A 19,235-nucleotide genomic window follows, 5' to 3' on the forward strand; every position below is an offset into this window, starting at 1 on the left:
TGCCGCTTTAAAACTCACGGGTTCCCAGCACAAGCCTTCCGGTCTAGGGCAACCCAACGCATCGCAGCTTCAAGCATTGCCAAGTGTTGCGGCTGGATATACGTCTCGGGCAGATGACCGATTGCAGAATAGAACATCCGGCCCTTCCCCACACAATTGGTCCAGGCTAGCGGATGATCGCCCATCTTCAAATCGGCGCCACGCGGACCCACAGGGCTATAGCTGCTCTCGTCCAGCGTCAGGATGACTTTTGCGCCGACGCTGCGCGGGTTGGTTTTGAAGGAATACCATTCATCGGTCATCTTCCATTCCATTGGCAATCCGGCGGCAATCAGGTGCGCTTTATCGGTGACAATGCGCGCTTCCTGGAACTGCGGGGCCATCGGATGTGCCAAAAACCGCGCGCCGATCAGGCGGTCTGCATACCAGTCCCAGAAATACGCAGGATCGCCTGCCGAACCATGGACTGCGAAGAATCCACCGCCGCCGTCGATGTATTTTTGAAAGGCTTTGCGCTGCGACAATGTCAGCACATCGCCACTGATGTTGTTCCAAACCACCACGTCAAACTGCTTGAGTGTTCTAGCGTTGATCGCCCCACCTTTGTCAGTCGTCGCAACCGACCAGCCATTGCGCTGACCCATAGCGATAAACGCAGCATGGGCGGCATCGACCGACGGGGAATCGCGGAAGCCGTTGATCTTTTCAAACAGGAGGATGCGCGGTTTTCCGATACCGGGCGCAAACTTCGGCACATCGTTATCGTAGCGTTCGCAGCGGGCGATCTTATCCGCTTGGGTCACGGGCACTCTGCGCAACTCAGCGTCAAGATCAGGCAGGGCTTCGGGCTTGAGCCCTGTAAACATTGCTGCCGAACGCAAAGTGAGAATAGCGGCGAATGTTGGCGGTTTCGTACCGACAAAAGCAGCCGGACCTTTGTCGAACGAACGCCCGCTTGTCTTTTCCAGAATCGCCTTTGCCTGCGGATTGAGCAAAATATCGATTAGCGGCGATTCTGCCGAGAACGGCGCATCGCGCAGCGGGCAATCGGTCACCGGCTTTCCCAATGCCCAGCCCGGAGTGAGGGCATACAATGCCAGCGCGCCAGCGAGCAACTTGTGGAACTCCTGCTTCACAACAAGCCTTCTTTCAGGAATTTCGTCGCAGTATCGGCGGCGCGCGCCGAAAGCGCCATGTATGTCAACGATGGGTTCTGACAGCCGCCAGATGCCATTGCGGCGCCATCGGTGACGAACAGGTTGGGCACGTCGTGCGCTTGGTTGTGCTTGTTAAGCACCGAAGTTCTGGGGTCCTTGCCCATGCAAGCCGTGCCCATTTCATGAATGCCAAGACCCGGCGTGCCGGGCTCTGTCATTGTACTGACTACTATGCCGCCCACAGCTTCGATCATAGCCTTGGCATCGGTGATGATGTGTTTGGCCATCTTGCGCTCATTCTCACCATGGCTACATTCGATGTGCACCGTAGGCATTCCCCACTTGTCCACCTTGTTTGCGTTCAGCGTGACGCGGTTTTCGGGGTTCGGCAGCATTTCGCCAAAGCCTGAGATATGAACCATCCACGGCCCAAGCTTACGGGTGCGGTCTTTGAGTTCAGCCCCAAGCCCGGGTTTACCAAGCGCTGCGTTGCGCCAACTCATGCGCGAGGCTGCGCCCTGATACCCATAACCGCGCAGAAATTCGCCGTCTTCGGTCACGTTGCGGAACCGCGGAATGTAAAGACCGGTTGGCCGCCGTCCGTGATAATAAGTGTCAGGGCCTTGTGGCATGATCCCTGCAACAGTCAGGGCATAAAGGTGATCCATCAGATTACGCCCGACCATGCCAGACGTATTGGCCAGACCGTTCGGCATGGCATCAGACTTGGAATTGAGCAAGATCTGGGCGGTGCCGATGGACGATGCGCAGCTGAAGATGACCTTGGCCTCATAAGTCTGCCCGGCGCCGGTGTTGGAATCAATAACCCGCACGCCGGTGGCTTTGCCGGTTTTGGGATCGTGCACGATCGAATGGACGATGGCATCGGTGATGATCGTCAGATTGCCGGTGCGCTCTGCCGCTGGAAGTGAGGAGCTGAGGCTGGAGTGATAGGCGCCCAAGCTGCACCCGCGTTCGCATAATGAACGGTTCTGGCAACTGCCGCGGCCCAGTTCCTCGTGGTGCGGCTGTGCTTTGGACAAGTTGGCAACGCGGCCAGGGATCACCTTGCGACCGGGGAATTTGTCCTCGACAGCTTTTTTGAACAAAAGTTCGGCGTCATTCAACGCAAATGGTGGCAGAAACTCACCATCGGGCAATTGTTCAAGCCCTTCACGCGATCCGGAAACGCCGATGAAGCGTTCGATATGGTCGTACCATGGGGCCAGATCTTCATAGCGGATCGGCCAGTCCGAGCCATGCCCGTCCTTGGCGTTTGCCTCGAAATCCTGTGGAGACATGCGATAGCTTTGCCGTCCCCACATCAACGATCGCCCGCCGAGATGATTGCCGCGTATCCACGAAAACGGCTTGTTTTCAGGGGTGGTATAGGGGTGTTCGCTGTCTTTTACCCAGTATTGCTTGGTCGCCGTGCTGACGGCATAGCACTGGCTTTGCACAGGATAATCGCGCGCCAGTTCCTCTTCGGGGATCATCCCGGCATTGGGAATGTCCCATGGCTGCATCCAGTCGGTATAGGACGTACCGTGCTCCATCTTGCGGCCGCGTTCCAGGACAAGGGTCTTGAGCCCGCGTTCGCACAATTCCTTTGCGGCGATTCCGCCGCTCATGCCCGAACCGATGACAATAGCGTCAAACATCATGTAATTCCTCTGATTAGAACATGCCGCCAGCGGCGGGGCGAGTCTCAGATGTTACGGGGATCGACGGCTGCCATTCGCCGGGCGCGTGGATATAGGATAACTCTTGCGTCAAGGCAGGCTCGGATATGTAATAAAGCAGCACGATCAGTTCTTTGAGCTTGCCATAGCCCGGATTTGCGAACGCGGGACCTGCCATGATGTTCTTGATTGATCGCGGCGCTTGAACGGCACCAACCTTTAGCGCTGCCTCATCATGGCTTTTGAGCAGAGCCAATCGTTCTGTCGCAGACAACTGAGCAAAGCCTTTGCCGTGGGCAGTGTGCGCAAGACCATCGATTTCGACAAGAGCCTGCGATAGCTGATAGCGGCGTTCGCCCGAGGCCCAATTGACCAGCAATGCGTCGATAGTTGCAGGCACCTTGGCGTCGATGGCCCCTGCGGTGTCGGTACGCGGAACAATCGTATCGGCTACGGCGGTCAGCAGCGCAAACGTGGCGCTATCCAGATAGGGCTTGGTCCGCGCCGCAGCAGAGGCCAGCGCGGAGGCCGAAAATGTGCCGGCAGCAGCGCCTGCCCCCACAAGCATAAGTGCACGTTCGATCAATGTGCGGCGATCAATAAGCATCGGGTTCTTCATTACTCGGTCCTCCATGGACGGATCAGGCAGCTTCATCCCAGCACTGGCGAATGTAGCTGATGCCCTCGCGGTAAACTTCTTCAGGGCTTTCAAAGAAATTGCGCCAAACGCGTGTTGCTGCAGCCAGCTCCGGCACCCCTCGTCCGAAAGCTTCGATCGTCAGCCACTGGTCGTAGCCCAGCGCGCGCAGTGCATGGATCGTCTCGCGGATCATGGCATGGCCGTGCCCCGGCGTGCCCCGGTCATTTTCCGAAATGTGGACATGCACAAGATTGCCTGATGCATGAAGCGCGTGCAGCGCCGCAATCGGATCGCGTTCTTCGATGTTGGCATGGAATGTATCGTAAAGGATGCCGATACCGCCCTCGCCAATCCGCGCGGCATAGGCAATCGCCTGTTCGCAAGTGTTGAGCAGATGCGCTTCGAAACGGTTGAGCGGCTCAAGCCCTTGCGCGATCCCTGCCTGACGCATAAGTGGCAGGACCTGGCGGTGGACGGCGGCGCAGCGGTCGAGTTCAGCCTCGCTCGGCCGGTCGCCGCTGAAAACGCCCAGCGGCTGGAACCATGGGCCTGCGATCACCTGGCCGCTCAGTATTGCGGTGCAATCAATAACCCGCTTGAGATGATCGACCGCGCGCGTCCGGCAGGCAGGGTCTTCAGAGATCGGGCTATGGGCCTCATCCGGGATCAAAGCCACGACGGTGCGTTCCAGCCCGATGTCGTCAAGCACGCCTGCCAACCAGCGGTAGTGCCCCTCATCGCTCACATCGAACACCGGGATTTCTACGCCATCATAGCCTTCGGCTTTAATGGCTTTGAGGATAGGCACGTGTTCGACCTCGACATGGCCGGTCCACAATAGCATGTTTATGCCGATTTTCATGGGATCAGGCCTTTCTGTTGCGTTCGACAAGGCGAACTGCACCAAAGATAAAGAATAGCGCGATCGGGATCAGCGCTATGGTTTGGAAGCTTTGCTCAGCAGCATAAGCAAGCACTTGCTGAAGTTCAGGGCTGCCTGATTGGAGGGCGGCAAACGCGGCATCGCCGCCTGCCTTTTCCAGCTTGGCTGTGTCATAGATCGCGCCGAGTTGCGGCAGCACAAAATAGATCGCCAGAGCGCCGGCAAAGCCGACCAGGCCGATCCCCCAAGGCCCGCTTTTGGGATAACGCCGTGAAACCGCCGCCAACATGGTGGGCCACATGAAGCATACGCCGAAAGCCCATACAGTGGCGGCCACAAGCGCCGTCACCGGAGAGTTCGCAATGCTCAGCAGATAGAGGCCCAGGCTTGCGGGCAATGTACACATCAGCAGCAGCCCCATGTCGGAAAAGCGCTGGTCTAGGGCTCCGGCAAAATGGCGCATAATGAACATGATCGCCGAAACATAGACCAGCACGAGGATGCCCGGCATCCCAACCGTCTGGCTTAGCGTGACATCCACCCAAGCCCCCGGCGCAAGTTCGCTAGATGCGGTGAGGAACATGATGGCAAAGAACACCCAGAAGCCGGGTCGTTTGAATGGTTCGGCCATCATCTCGCCGAATGGAACGCCTGCGACCTTGCTTTCGGTTTGGGGGAACGAATGGCGTATCGCCCAAATTGCCAGAACGACGCCCGGAATGATGCAGATGGCCACCAGTGCCTGCCATGGCAGATCGAGCCATTGGAAGAACGCAACGCTCATCAACCCGCCGACAATCAATCCAGCCGGCCACCATGCGTGGAGCGCGTTGAGCTTACCGGTCTTGTCATCGGAATAGAGCGTTGCGATCACGGGATTGATCGAGGCTTCTGTCGCTCCCCAGCCGAAACCCCAGATCACCATGGCAAGGTTTAGCAACAAAACCGTTGAAGACCCTGCGCCGCCAGCGCCCAGCACCAAAGCGGGTCCGACAATGTAGCAGGCAGCAGCAAACAGGATCACCCGCTTGGCACCGAAACGGTCAAGCAGGGGACTGATAACCAGCAAACTAAGCGCAAATCCGAGGAACGAATTGCCAAGCACAGTGCCGATCATCTCGCCCGAATGCTGCGCATCGATCGGATCGAGAAGTGCGACCTTCATCGCGCCCGCAGCGCCTGCGCGCACCGCGTTGGCGAGCGCCGCAATGAAAAGCGCCAGAACGCATATCCAGAAGATCGATTTTTTCCCGGCTGCTGTATTTTCCATGGTCGTTCTCCCCCTCATCGCAGTATTTATTGCAAGCCAAGCACTTGGCGAACGAGGCCAATGTCAGCGCCAGTTCTGGCAAAATCGTCAAAGGCCTTGTCGGCCTTGCGGATCATGTGGCGGGCGATGAACGGAGCGCCTTCGGCTGCGCCCTGTTCCGGATGCTTGTAGGCACATTCCCATTCCAGTACGGCCCAGCCATCGTAGCCGTAGTGCGTCAACTTGGTGAAGATGCCGGTGAAATCGATCTGGCCATCACCCAATGATCTGAAACGGCCCGGACGATCTGCCCATCCCGAATATGAGCCGTAGACCCCGGCTTTACCGTTCGGCCGGAACTCGGCATCTTTGACATGAAACGCTTTTATGCGGTCATGATAGAAATCGATGAACGCCAGATAATCAAGCTGCTGCAACATGAAGTGGCTGGGATCATAGAGAATATTGGCACGCGGGTGATTGCCGACTGCCGCCAGGAAGCGTTCGAAGGTCACCCCGTCATGCAAATCTTCACCGGGGTGCAATTCGTAGCAAACATTGACGCCGTTTTCGTCAAACGCATTCAGGATAGGCGTCCAGCGGCGTGCGAGTTCAGCAAAGCCTTCTTCCACCAGCCCTGCTGGACGCTGCGGCCACGGATAAAACGTATGCCACAGCAACGCACCGGAAAAAGTAGCGTGCGCTTTTAAGCCAAAGCGGCGGCTAGCCTTTGCTGCAAGATGCAATTGCTGCACGGCCCATTCGGTGCGCGCTGCAACATTTCCGTGTAGATCGGCCGGAGCAAAGCCATCAAACATGCGGTCATAGGCAGGATGGCTTGCCACGAGTTGGCCTTGCAAATGCGTCGACAACTCGGTCACTTCGACGCCATTTTGCGCACAAATGCCCTTAATTTCGTCAACGTAATCCTGGCTTTCGGCGGCTAGCTTCAGATCAAACAAGCGCGCGTCCCACGTGGGGATTTGCACACCCTTGTAGCCGAGATCAGCCATATACCGGGTAATGGAATCCAGCGAATTGAATGGCGCTTCATCGCTTGCGAATTGCGCAAGAAAGATCGCTGGGCCCTTCATGGCAGTCCCTTTCAAAGATCGGTCCAAACCGCGCCATCGCGGCTGGATTTGAGGCTGGCGCGCAGGAAGTTCATGCCCGCGAGCGCATCATGTATGGTGGCAAAACCGGGTTCGTCACCACTGGTGTCGCTTCCCCGAATTTTCGCACCGAAAGCCGCATAGATGTTGGCGAAGGCCTCAAGGTAGCCCTCGGGGTGGCCTGCGGGTGTGCGCTGGATCGCCAGAATATCAGACGCAAGATAAGCCCGGTTAGCACCCGCATTCCAGATTTCGGTGGGCCGGTCGCGATAGGCGATGCGCATGGTGTTGGGCTCTTCCTGCCGCCAATGCAGCCCCGCTTCATCACACCACACATTGATGGCAAGGTCATTGATATCGCCGACCAGCACTTGACTTGCAGTCAAAGTCCCCTTGCCGCCGCCGGACAATCGCAAAAGCGCTGCGCCATCATCATCAATCCGGCGCCCTTCCAACATGGTCAGTTCCGCGCAAATCGAGACAATTCGTTCGCCTGTTATGAATTCAATCAAGTTCGCCGCATGGGTGCCGATATCGCCAAACGCGCCAGCCTCACCCGACAGCGCTGGATCGACACGCCATGCGGCTTGCTTGTTGTTTTCAAGGTCGGCCGCGCGCGAAAGCCAGTCTTGCGTGTACTTTACAGCCACGCGCCGGACTTTGCCGAACTGGCCTGACGTCACCAACCGGCGCGCTTGTTTGACCAGTGGATAGCCGGTGTAAGTGTGCGTGATGGCAATCAATCGTCCCGTGCGGGTTGCGGCATCGGCAATCGCCAGCGCCGCCTCAATGCTGTGGGCTAGCGGCTTGTCGATGATGACATCAAACCCTGCCTCCATCGCTGCGATCGCGGGCGCTGCGTGCGCGTGATTTGGCGTGACGATCGATACGGCCTCGATCCGTTCACCCACCGCAAGTGCTGCCTCGCGTTCGAGCATTTCCGCCCATGAACCATAGACCCGCGCAGGATCGACACCGAGCTGCTTGCCTGATGCCAGGGACTTTTCTGCGGAGGCCGAAAATGCCCCGGCAACCAGTTCCCAATTGCCGGCAATAGCAGCAGCGGTGCGATGGACAGCGCCAATGAACGCGCCTTGCCCGCCGCCAATCATGCCATAACGGACGGGCTTCATGGCTTGCCGCTTTCCGCAGCCGTGTTCTGTGCCACGTTGGGTGAGCAGCCCTCACCTTCCAGCTTCAGCGCCCAGCGCACGCCGCCGGTCAACATGCCGCTAAATTCCGATTCGCTGAACGACGAGGCAGTATGGCCACCGGCTGAATAAAGCATCCGGCCTTTACCGACGCAGCGACTCCAGACGATCGGGTGATCGCTGCCCATAGCCAGCTCCTGGCCAAACGGGCCTTTTTGCACATAGGTTTTCTCGTCAAGCGTGGCGAGAACGGTGATGCCGCGGCGGCGCGGCGATTTGTCGAACGAATACCATTCATCGGTGCGTTCAACCGTGGCGGGCAGGTTGCGCGTGGCCGGGTGGTCGCGGTCCTCGATGCGCATCGTAGCCTTCTGGAACTGCGGGTCCATCGGATGCCCGATAAAGTGCGTGCCGATTACATTATCGACATACCATTCCCAAGCTTCATGCGAGTTATCGCCTGCTGCATGAATGCCAACGTAACCGCCACCGCCTTCGACAAACGCCTTGAACGCGGCGCGTTGTTCGGGCGTGAACACATCGCCGCTGGTATTGTTGAAAATCACCGCATCGAAGCGCGCCAGAATGGCGGGCGAAAAGGTCGCGCCATTTTCGGTCTGGAAATAGCCCCAGCCGTTGTCCTTGGCGAGTTTGGCAAACAGCGTATTGCCCGCCGGGATAGCCTCTTCATGGCGGAAACCGTTGGTTTTGGAGAAAACCAGTATTGCGGGCCGGTTGATTTGTGCAGGAAGCGTTGGCGGGGTGGTTTCATAAACCTTCAACCCACCGAGCATCACACGTTGGATGGTGTCCCAGTTTCGCCAGACGTTGAATGCAAAAATCGCGGCGAGCGCCAGCAATACCCAAAGAACTATCTTGATGATCTTGCGCAACATGAACGGCTCTTGCCTCCAGCAAACGAAACGCTGAACATCCCGGCGCAAGTGATGCGCAGAATACCACGCATCACGCTTCTCCCGATTCGCGTTTTATCTAATCGACCGATAGCGTTCGATTAACCTCTTGGCTAGTGCTGCGTGCTGCTCTAACAACGTGTTGCAAACTGACCGATGCCACAAACAATCTGCGAAATGCTGGTTCCTAGCAAAGGCCGTTGCGCTTTGCCCACCGAGAGAGGTTCATTATGAAAAACAATTTTCTGCTTGGAATGCTGCTGATGGCCGCCAACATCCCACAAGTGGCATCGGCGCAGTCTTCGCCTGCTGCGCCCTCGGGCACCACGCCAATTGCTCCCGCCCCGGCTCCATTTAGTGTGGAAGATACCGATATCGGCACCCTATTGGACGACCCGGCTGCCAAGGCAATCCTCGACAAGCACTTGCCCGGCTTTACCGACAATCCGCAAATCGAGATGGCGCGGACGATGACGCTCAAAGCGATTCAGCAATTCGTGCCAGATAAGATTACGGATCAAGCGCTGGTGGACATTCGGGCTGAATTTGCGAAGGCTGCCAAAGGCTAGAGTTGTATAAGTTTTGCCAAGGCAACGCGAGCAGTTCGCGATAGCTCCTGTGCGGCTAGATCGCTGATTCGCGCTGCTTCCTTGGTCTTTGGGACGCGGTAGAGCTGCTCAAGCACCAATGCTGCGGCGCCTTTGGAATACTGCTCTTCGCTGATAACCCTGAATTCGATCGTAGCTTGGCCGCTAAAGGTCGGCAGTGAATTCTGTTGCAACGCAGCGCGGACCGGCAACGCCAAGAGCCCTGCCAGACTTTCGTTATCGCAAAGAAATATGATCCTTTTGGGGTTCCAGAAATTTACATGATTTGACATCGCCGTGCCGAGGAACTGCCCTGCCCGCGCAAAAGCCTTGCTCGCAACCGGCTCGGCTTTTCGGGCATCCTGGGCGATTTCATCAAACATTGCATTGAGATGGGCAAAATCCGGCACATCGATCCCGCGCGCTTCGCAGACCTGTGAGACGATCCCGTGGATACCGGAATAGGCAACGAGGCATCCGGTTGCGCCGCATGTGCAAAGCCGACCATTTTCAAATACCACCTTGGTATGGGCAAACTCCGGGTTCAGGCCGCTCGATCCACTCCACAACATCCCATCGGCATATTGCGCAAGACTTGTCCCCCAACCCAATACCATCAGACAAAAGTCGTCCATCTCCAGGCTGTCCCCGAACCAATGTTCGGCGCGCGCGATGATGTTGGCGCCGGAATCGATCTTGACCGGCAGGGAGAGATATCGGGACATAACTTCTGCCATCGCGAACGGCTGAATCGGATAGGTCTGCATCCAGTGCAAGGTCCCTTTGGCACTATTGACAAGCGCCGGCAGTCCGAGACCTACACTGTGGATGGTGTCTTTGGCGAAAGGGCTTTCGACGATGACCTGTTCAATCAATCTCGCCAGATGTTCGGCAAGGTCCGGCAAACTGTCAGCCCGTGTCAGTTCGACCTTTTGCGAATACAACCTGTCACCCCGCAGATTCACGATGCACACATCGAGACCGGCAAAAGGCAGCAGCATGGCGCCGACCACATATGCAGCGTCCGGGTTCAGCCGCAAATGGATACGCGGCCTTCCCGAACCGGCAGTCATAGCCTTTTCTTCAATCAGGATCAGGTTTTGCACAAGCTCTGCCGTCGTTTCGCTGATTGTACCAGCCGCAAGGCCGGTCATTTGCACGAGTTGGGTGCGCGCGACAGGTTCGGTTCTGCGGATGGCTTTCAGCAGGCGGAGCCGGTTGGCTTCATAGTCGTTAATTCGCATTCTGCATCGCTACCACGATACTTATGCAAAACGAGCACTGAATTTCGTCACTTCCTGAAGTTACCATTTCGTCAGTAACTGAAAAAACTTGACGATCAGGATTTTTTTGCGCGAATGCGGCTGAAATGTGAAAAGAATTCTAGGGAGGGAAAAGATGAAGTTCCGCATAACATCACTATTGGCTGTAACGAGCGCGTTGGCGATCTCAACGGCAGCCTCGGCTCAATCGGCAACAAAAGCAGCCGACAACGATAAAACCGAAATCACCAACGAAGACATCGTCGTCACCGGAACACTGGTTCGCGGTATTGCAGCAACCGGCGCAAGCCCGATCTCTGTTTCCCAGGCATCGATCAAGGAAACCGGCGCGACCAACGTTGCGCAAGTTCTCGACTCCATTCCGCAGCTAGGTACGTTCAACAACTTGCAGCAACCGCGCGGAAACAGCCAGGAAGTTTCGGTCAATCGCCCCAACCTGCGCAACCTTCCCGGTTTCAACACGTCGGGCGGTTCAACCACGCTGGTGCTGATGGATGGCCACCGTCTCGTCGGCATGGGTAACGCATCGACGTCACCTGATCCTGACGTGATCCTCCCAGGCATCATCGACCGCATCGAAATTATCCCGGACGGTGGTTCGGCCATCTATGGTTCGGACGCAGTTGCGGGTGTTCTCAACTTCATCACCATCAAGCGTTTTGATGGCGTGAAGGTTGATGCCTCGTATGGCTTTGCTGACAACTACTACCGTTATGACGGCAGCATCACCGCAGGTAAGGATTGGGACAGCGGTTCGCTCTTCGCGTCATACAACTATGCCAAAAGCGATGAATTGCTTGGCCGTGACCGTGATTTCGTCCGGACTTTTCCGGATCCTGCCACGGGCCTTTTGTCGCTTGAATGTGCGCCCGGCAATGTTTTGAGTGCTGACCCTCGCGGCACACTTGCATCGCGCATCTACACTTCTAACGGCTTTACCAGAGGCAGCGCGAATGAGTGCGATCTGAGCGACAACGCAACGATTTTCCCGTCATCCGAACGCCACAGCGCCTTTGTCGGCCTGACCCAGCAATTGAATGACGCACTGACGTTTGAAGTTCGCGGCTATTACACGAACCGCCAAACGCGCGTTCAGAACGGTCCGTTTACTTACAACCAGTTGACCACACCTTTGGCAAATCCTGCAGTTCCCGGCGCAGTTTCGCCATTTGCTATCGGTCCTTTTTTCACCGGCCGGTTACCGTTCGCACAGTTTGTCAGCGGCCAGTTTGGCGCAAGCGACGCGTTGCGCACCGACATTTCGCTGGACACTTGGGGCATCACCCCTACGCTTACCGCCGATCTTGGCGCCGGCTTCCAGTTGCGTCTTCTTGGCAGCTACGGGCAGAGCGTAGCAAACTTCCGTGGCACGGCAGTGAACCCTCTAGCCTTGATAAACGCAATTCAAACTGGCCGAGGGTCATTTGCACCTCCGTTCGGCGTCACGGGCGGATTGTTCAACCCCTATGATCCGTCTTCGGCATCGCCAGATGTGCTTGCGGCAATCACCAACTTCCAGCAGTTTGGCCGCACACGCCAGACCTTTCATAACGAACGCGCGATCATTGATGGTGGTTTGTTCAGCTTGCCTGCTGGCGAAGTGAAGATCGCTGTAGGTCTTGAAAACGCATACGAAGGCTTCAACACGCAGAACGGCGTGACTGTACCGGGCTTCCAGAATACCGGCTTTGCTGGCACGGCTATCATTCCTGCGCATAACGCGATCCCGCGCTTCAACGTGAGCCGGACTATCAGATCGGTGTTTGGCGAAGTTGTCGCTCCATTGTTGAAGACGGACGGCGGCACAAGCCTGACCGTTTCGGCTGCCGGCCGGTATGACGATTACAGCGATGTCGGCGACACCTTCAACCCTCGCTTTGGCGCCACGTTCAAGCCGGTTCCTTGGATGTCGATCTTCGGCGCATGGGGCACGTCGTTCAACGCACCAAGCTTGGCCGATGACGAAAATGCAGGCCCAAGCTCGGTATTCGTGCTTGGTGGTGCGGCAGCGCAGTTCTTCAGCCCACCACCCGAACTGGTAGCAAGCGGGCGGTATCCAGCATATGACGGTCGGTTTATTGTGGCAGAGCGCGGCAACGCGCCAAACATCCAGCCGCAAGAGGCAACGACATGGACGCTCGGCTTCGATGTGGAGCCACCGTTCATTCCAGGCCTGAGCTTTGGCGGAACATACTATAACATCCGCTATAACAACCAGATTGGCTTGGCTCCGTTCGAAACGCCGAACCTGTTGTACCAAAACTTTCCGAACTTGATTACAACAGGCCCTACTTCTGCGGTTAACGCGATTGTAGCCAACGCAATTGCCAACGCTGATGTCTTGAACATTCAAGGCGGTTCAGCCAACCCAAGCCCGGGCTCGGTCTATGCTTTCCTTGATGCGCGCAAGCGCAACCTAGGCCGTGTTCAGGTTGATGGCCTTGATTTCCGCCTGAACTACCGCAAGGAAACCGGGTTTGGCGCTATCTTCGCAAACGCGAACGGCACCTACACGCTCAATCTTGACCGGAGCAACACCGCGACATCAGCGTTCATCGATCAAATCAGCCTCGATCAAAACCGCTTCTCGCTGCGGTCGACACTGGGTGCGGAAGTTGGCGCTCTGCAAGGTCAGATCACGTGGAACCACCGCAAGGGTTATAATCTCTCGACCCTCGCCGGGTTTGCCGGGACCACTTTGTCCGGCCAGACTTTCACCACGCAGTCTGCAGTAAGCGATTTCAACACGTTCGACCTGTTCTTCAAGTTCGATGTTCCGGGCGAAGGTTTGGCACAGGATCTGGTCTTTACAGTCAACGTCCAGAACGTGTTTGATACCGATCCACCAGAGTTCCGTGGTGGCGATCAGGTTCTGGGCCGTCGTGGCACTGCCAACGGTGCAACGCTGGGCCGCTTCACCTCGATCGGGCTTTCCAAGAAGTTCTAATACGAAGTTTGCCCTGTAACTTCCGGCTTCGGCATGAACGTTACAGGGCAAACGCCAATGGAGTGTATTTCATGATTCCGACTGTTCGGGGTTTCTGCACAGTGGCAACCCTGACGGTCGGAATGATGACCTCTCATTCCGTGCTGGCGGATCAGGCCCCAACCGCTGTTTCTGCTGAACAACCTGCTGCAACACTGGCCGATCCGCTGTTCAGCGAACCCTATATCGACATCGACGAATTGCGTGAGACGCCGGTCAGGCATCGTTACGTCCATGGCGGCTTCAAAGGCACAGACGCGCGATTTTCATTCTATTTCCCTGAAAAAGCGCAATATCAGGGTCGCTTTTTCGAATATGTAACGCCAGTTCCGGACAGCGAGAACCTGGCCCAGACGGCAGGCGATGACAAAATTGCCTTTTCGATCGCCTCGGGGGCCTATTTTGTCGAGACCAACAGTGGCGGATCAAGCGCAATGGCAGGGCCTGCCTTTCGTGCCGACCCGCGTATCGCAGCCTATCGCGCAAACGCAGCAACGGCGCAATTTTCCCGCAAGGTAGCGGCAGAGTTTTACGGCCCGCACCGCTCTTACGGTTATATCTATGGCGGCAGCGGCGGCGGATACCGCACGCTGGGCAGCATGGAAAACACCACGGGCGTCTGGGATGGAGCAGTGCCGTTCGTGCTCGGCTCTCCCATGGCTGCACCCAACGTCTTTACCGTGCGGATGCACGCCATGCGCGTGCTGCGCGACAAATTCCCGCAGATTGTCGATGCAATGGATGCAGGCGGCAGCGGCGATCCTTATGCCGGACTTGATGACGAAGAGGCCGACGCCTTGCGCGAAGTCACCGCGATGGGCTTTCCCTTGAAAAGCTGGTTCAGTCATAAAACTATGGGAGTCCACGCCTTCACCGCTCTGTACCAGGGCATGACAATGGCCGACCCCAAGTATTTCGAAGAATTCTGGACGACGCCGGGCTATCTTGGCGCAAACCCTACGTCTTCGCTCAAAGCAGCGCGCCTGCAGTTTTCCAGCACAGTCAAACTTGCGCTTTCTGCGGTAGATGCCGAGGCACGCGGCGTCGAAGGTGCGCGCATGGCAGGCACGGCACGCGGAGCCGCAGATTCTGCATGGCAGGCCGTGGTCAACGACGGCACGGTGCGCCCGGTTGCTTTCGAGCTGGATGGGACGCCCCCCGATGTGGGCTTCATGGGTGGCGATCTCGTCATCCTGTCAGGCGCGGCAGCAGGAAAACGCCTGGCGGTCAGCGGATTGAGCGGAAGTATCGTCACGCTTGGCGTGGTCGATCTTGCAACGCTGGCGCTGGTGAAGCCCGGTGATCAGGTCCGCCTCGACAACAGCAACTTTCTTGCCGCCCAGACCTATCACCGTCATCAGGTGCCAGACGCAAGATACAAAGTGTGGGACCAGTTCCGCGATCCGCAGGGCCAGCCGATCTATCCGCAGCGCAAGATCAACCTTGGGCCAATGTTTGCGATGGGTGCTGCAGGGACTGTGCCGACCGGAAAATTCAGCGGCAAGGTCATCGTCGTGGAATCGTTGCTCGACCGTGAGGCTTTCCCTTGGCAGGCCGATTGGTACCGGCAGCGGTTCGATGAAAACCTGGGCAAGGACGGGGCAAACCACTATCGGCTCTGGTACGTGGAAAATGCCCTGCATGGTGCTTCGGAATACAAAGAAGCGCCAAACCGCGTGATCGACTATACCGCCGTCTTGCAGCAAGCCCTGCGCGATGTCAGCGCATGGGTGGAAAAGGGCATCGCACCGCCTGCAACCACCAGCTATTCCGTAAACAACGGGCAGGTAATCGTTCCTGCTTCTGCCGATGAGCGCGGCGGAATCCAGCCTGTTGTGATGCTGAGCGCGAATGGCAGCAAGCGCGCTGTGGTGAAGGTCGGGCAGAAGGTCTCCTTCAATGCTCTTGTCCAGGTTCCTTCGGGAACAGGCAAAGTTGTTGCAGCCCAATGGGATTTCGATGGAACCGCTACCTTCCCCGTCTCGTCGCGCATCGCCAAACCCGTAAGTCGTGCAAAGCTCAAGAAAACCTTCACTTTCTCAAAGCCGGGCACTTATTTCGTAGCTGTGAGAGCCCAATCCCAAAGACAGGGCGACAGCAAGACGCCGTATGCGCGCATCCCCAATCTTGCGCGTGTCAGGGTGGTCGTCCAATAAAGTCGTCGACTAGGGAGATACCAAAATGAGTTGCCGGAACATTCTGCGTTACGGCGCCGCCATTTTGGCGATTGCGGCGGCCAGCCCGAGCCTTGCCGGTGCCGACCCACTGGACAAGATCGATTCATTGGCCGAGGCGTTTCGCGATCCGCCGCAATCAGCGCGCCCGCGCGTCTGGTGGCACTGGATGAACGGCAACATCAGCAAAGACGGGATCGCCAAGGATCTCGCGTGGATGAAGCGGATCGGGATTGGCGGCGTCCAGAATTTTGACGCAGATCTTTCAACCCCGCAAATCGTCGACAAGCGACTGGTCTACATGTCGCCTGAATGGAAAAGCGCTTTCCGATTTGCCGTGAGCGAAGCGGATCGGCTAGGCCTTGAATTGGCCGTGGCTTCATCCCCGGGGTTTTCGGAAACAGGCGGCCCTTGGGTAAAGCCCGAAGATGGCTTGAAGAAGATCGTCTGGAGCACCACGGCAATTGACGGCGGCAAGCGATTTGTCAGCGTGCTTCCCGCGCCGCCGGTTGTGATTGGTCCTTTCCAGACCGCCATCAATCGCGATTCCGTTGGCAAGATCGCCGTTGAAAATCCCTATTACCGCGACATTGCCGTTCTTGCCGTCCCCGTAGCAGAAACAGCCATGGCCAAGGCAACGGTCAGAAATGCGCTCGGCGTTGAAATTGATCCTGCGACACTGCTGGATGATGATCTCGAAACCGGGCTTTCGCTACCCGCAGGCATTGACGGCGCACCGGTCACAGCCGCGTTCGAATTTGCCGCGCTGCAAAGTGTCCAGTCGGCCAGCTTGTTCATTCCCGGCGCGAAAACAATTTACGGCAGCGCCGACATTGCGCCGCAGCTTGAGGCCAGCGACGATGGCCGGACCTGGCGCAAGATTGCCGAATTCACGCTATCGCCCGTGCCGACTACGATCAGCTTTGCCCCTGTAACCGCTAAGCATTTTCGGGTGGTGCTCGTGCCCTTGCCACCCGAAGCGCCGCGCTGGACGCCCGCACCCGGAACTATGGCAGGCGGCCCGGCCAAGGCTCCACTGGTAAACCGGCCAAGGGCGCGGCGCATTCATGATCTACGGTTAAGCAATTTGCCGAAGATTGACCATTTCGAATTCAAATCAGGTTTTGGCATTGCCACGGATTATTACGCGCTTGGCAACCGCGTGGCGGATGCCGTGGGAGCCAATCCTCAAAACGTGATCGACCTTACTGCGAAACTCCAGGCAGACGGGCGGCTTGATTGGTTGCCATCTGCGGGAAAATGGCAAGTCTTGCGGCTGGGCACCTCTTTGCTCGGCACCACCAACCACCCTGCACCCAAGGAAGCGACCGGGCTTGAGGTGGACAAATTCGATGGTGCTGCGGTGCGGCGCTATCTCGATCACTATCTTGCCCTGTATCGTGAGGCCGCAACGCCCGATCTGTTTGGCAAACGCGGCTTGCGCGCGATCCTGACCGACAGCATCGAGGTGGGCGCGGCAAACTGGACGCCGCGTATGCTGGAGCAATTCGAAAGATTGCGCGGCTATGATGCGAGACCCTGGCTTCCTGCTCTGGCTGGCATCGTGATCGGATCACGCGCGCAAAGCGACCGCTTTCTCTACGATTACCGCCGCACGCTGGCAGACCTGATGGTGACCGAACATTACGGAACGATCGCAAGCATAGCCGGTGCCAGTGGGCTGAAAGTCTATGGCGAAGCGCTGGAAGATCACCGGCCATCGTTGGGCGATGACATGGCGATGCGTCGGTACGCCGATGTCCCCATGGCCGCAATGTGGTCATATGGACCGGAAGAGGGGCCACGCACGACTTATCTGGCAGACCTCAAAGGCGCTTCTTCTGTCGCCCATGTCTATGGCCAGAACATCGCCGCTGCCGAATCGCTGACATCGGCAATGCAGCCCTATGCCTATTCTCCGGCACACTTGCGTCCTGTCATCGATCTGGAATTTGCTTACGGGATCAACCTGCCGATAATCCATACCTCGGTGCATCAGCCGCTCGATGCCAAGTTTCCGGGGCTGTCGTTCTTCTTTTTTGGCCAGTATTTCAACCGCCATGAAAGTTGGGCCGAAATGGCCAAGCCGTGGGTCGATTATATGGCCCGCAACGCGTTCATGTTGCAGCAGGGCCGCAATGTTGCCGATGTTGCCTACTTCTATGGCGAGGAAGCCCCCCTCACCGGCCTTTACGGTAAAATGCCGGTTGCCGATGCACCAACCGCCCATGCCTTCGATTTCATCAATGCCGATGCGTTGATGAACATCGTGACGAACGATGGCAGTGATCTTGTCGCGCCCGGTGGCGCGCGTTATCGCGTGCTTTATCTTGGCGGTTCATCACATCGGATGACGCTGAAAATGGTGCAGCGGATTGCAGAGCTTGCTGAAAAGGGTGCAACCATTATTGGCCTTGCGCCGACCGGCAGCCCGTCACTTGCAGATGCCGCTGATGAGTATCGCGGATTGGTGCAAAGTCTGTGGGCAGGAGGCGCGGTTACCCAAGTTGGCAAGGGCCGTGTCATTGCCAGTCAGGATATCGATACGGCGCTTCGCCAAATCGCGGTTGCACCTGATGTTCATTTCAAAGGCGGACAGAGCGACAGCAAACTGCCCTTCGTCCATCGTCAATTGCCTGACGGCCATAGCTACTTCGTCGTCAATCGCGCAAACAGGCCGGAAGCTGTCGAGGCGCATTTCAGGGTGACGGGCAAAGTGCCGGAGTTGTGGCACGCAGATACCGGGGCCTCAGAACCTGTCAGCTACCGGATTGCCGATGGTCAGACGGTTGTGCCGCTTTCCCTGGCCAAGGATCAATCGGTGCACATCGTATTCCGCAAGGATGCGACGTCCCAAGCGGTTAACCTACCTGTGCGGTCGTTTACTTCGGTACAACTATTGGATGGTGCGTGGACAGTCAGCTTTCAACCTGATCGCGGTGCGCCCGCTTCTGTCCTGTTGCCGCAGTTGCTCCCGCTTAACGAACATGCCGATAGCGCGATCAAGCACTTTTCCGGCATCGCCACTTACGCCAAGGAATTCACCCCGCCACGCCAATGGAAAAAGGGGCAATCATTGTGGCTCGATCTTGGCGAGGTTCGTGAACTTGCAGAAGTGATCGTCAACGGCAAGGCCGCCGGTGGCGCATGGCACGCACCGTTCCGGGTGGATGTCGGCCCGTTTCTGCATAGAGGTCGTAACACCTTGTCGATCAAGGTAGCCAATCTTTGGGTAAACAGACTGATCGGCGATGCTCAACCGGGCGCGCAGAAAATCACGTTTACATCCATGCTAACCTACCGCGCCGATGCCAAGTTGCTGCCATCGGGACTAATCGGGCCGGTGACACTGCAAACCAAAACAATCCAATGATTATCCGGTCGCCCACATAACCTACAGCGATGCTGTAGCTTTCG

General features: G+C 57.2%; 13 protein-coding genes. 4 read left to right on the top strand and 9 right to left on the bottom strand.

Going from position 1 to position 19,235, the window contains the following annotated elements:
- Positions 1–14: 14 nt before the first annotated feature.
- Genes IP81_RS07315 through IP81_RS07350 form a run of 8 tightly spaced genes read right to left on the bottom strand, consistent with a single transcriptional unit; the run spans position 15 to position 8,770 of the window.
- Positions 15–1,136 (bottom strand): ThuA domain-containing protein, encoded by a 1,122-nt coding sequence (locus tag IP81_RS07315; protein ID WP_231626262.1) that lies wholly within the window; start codon positions 1,134–1,136, stop codon positions 15–17.
- Positions 1,133–2,821, bottom strand: coding sequence for a GMC family oxidoreductase (locus IP81_RS07320; protein ID WP_369800719.1), 1,689 nt, complete (start codon positions 2,819–2,821; stop codon positions 1,133–1,135). The genes IP81_RS07315 and IP81_RS07320 overlap by 4 nt, the downstream gene beginning before the upstream one ends.
- Before the next feature lie 13 nt (positions 2,822–2,834).
- Complete coding sequence (locus IP81_RS07325; protein WP_054107336.1) at positions 2,835–3,458, bottom strand: gluconate 2-dehydrogenase subunit 3 family protein; 624 nt, start codon at positions 3,456–3,458, stop codon at positions 2,835–2,837.
- Positions 3,459–3,480: 22 nt separating this feature from the next.
- Positions 3,481–4,341, bottom strand: coding sequence for a sugar phosphate isomerase/epimerase (locus tag IP81_RS07330; RefSeq protein ID WP_054107337.1), 861 nt, complete (start codon positions 4,339–4,341; stop codon positions 3,481–3,483).
- Between the two features lie 4 nt (positions 4,342–4,345).
- On the bottom strand, positions 4,346–5,632 hold the full coding sequence (locus IP81_RS07335; protein WP_054107338.1) for a sugar MFS transporter: 1,287 nt from the start codon (positions 5,630–5,632) through the stop codon (positions 4,346–4,348).
- Positions 5,633–5,658: 26 nt separating this feature from the next.
- Complete coding sequence (locus tag IP81_RS07340) at positions 5,659–6,705, bottom strand: sugar phosphate isomerase/epimerase (protein WP_054107339.1); 1,047 nt, start codon at positions 6,703–6,705, stop codon at positions 5,659–5,661.
- Between the two features lie 11 nt (positions 6,706–6,716).
- Positions 6,717–7,856, bottom strand: coding sequence for a Gfo/Idh/MocA family protein (locus IP81_RS07345; protein ID WP_054107340.1), 1,140 nt, complete (start codon positions 7,854–7,856; stop codon positions 6,717–6,719).
- Positions 7,853–8,770, bottom strand: coding sequence for a ThuA domain-containing protein (locus tag IP81_RS07350; RefSeq protein ID WP_054107341.1), 918 nt, complete (start codon positions 8,768–8,770; stop codon positions 7,853–7,855). The genes IP81_RS07345 and IP81_RS07350 overlap by 4 nt, the downstream gene beginning before the upstream one ends.
- A gap of 248 nt (positions 8,771–9,018) precedes the next feature.
- On the opposite strand from IP81_RS07350, the gene IP81_RS07355 reads away from it, so the two are divergent.
- Entirely contained in the window at positions 9,019–9,357 is a 339-nt protein-coding gene (locus tag IP81_RS07355) for a hypothetical protein (RefSeq protein WP_054107342.1), read from the top strand.
- Here the strand turns inward: IP81_RS07355 and IP81_RS07360 are convergent.
- On the bottom strand, positions 9,354–10,481 hold the full coding sequence (locus tag IP81_RS07360) for an ROK family protein (protein ID WP_197274562.1): 1,128 nt from the start codon (positions 10,479–10,481) through the stop codon (positions 9,354–9,356). The genes IP81_RS07355 and IP81_RS07360 overlap by 4 nt on opposite strands.
- 292 nt (positions 10,482–10,773) lie before the next feature.
- Between IP81_RS07360 and IP81_RS07365 the strand changes: the two genes are divergently transcribed.
- The 3 genes from IP81_RS07365 to IP81_RS07375 all read left to right on the top strand — a co-directional run bounded on the left by IP81_RS07365 (position 10,774) and on the right by IP81_RS07375 (position 19,191).
- A complete protein-coding gene (locus IP81_RS07365) occupies positions 10,774–13,605 on the top strand; it encodes a TonB-dependent receptor domain-containing protein (RefSeq protein ID WP_082356035.1) in 2,832 nt (943 codons plus the stop codon).
- A 71-nt stretch (positions 13,606–13,676) separates the two neighbouring features.
- The gene (locus IP81_RS07370; protein WP_231626263.1) at positions 13,677–15,800 is read left to right on the top strand and encodes a PKD domain-containing protein; all 2,124 of its coding nucleotides are present in this window, start codon (positions 13,677–13,679) and stop codon (positions 15,798–15,800) included.
- A gap of 25 nt (positions 15,801–15,825) precedes the next feature.
- On the top strand, positions 15,826–19,191 hold the full coding sequence (locus tag IP81_RS07375; RefSeq protein ID WP_054107345.1) for a glycosyl hydrolase: 3,366 nt from the start codon (positions 15,826–15,828) through the stop codon (positions 19,189–19,191).
- Positions 19,192–19,235 lie beyond the last annotated feature (44 nt).

The organism is Novosphingobium sp. AAP83 (assembly GCF_001295795.1).
Lineage (GTDB): Bacteria > Pseudomonadota > Alphaproteobacteria > Sphingomonadales > Sphingomonadaceae > Novosphingobium.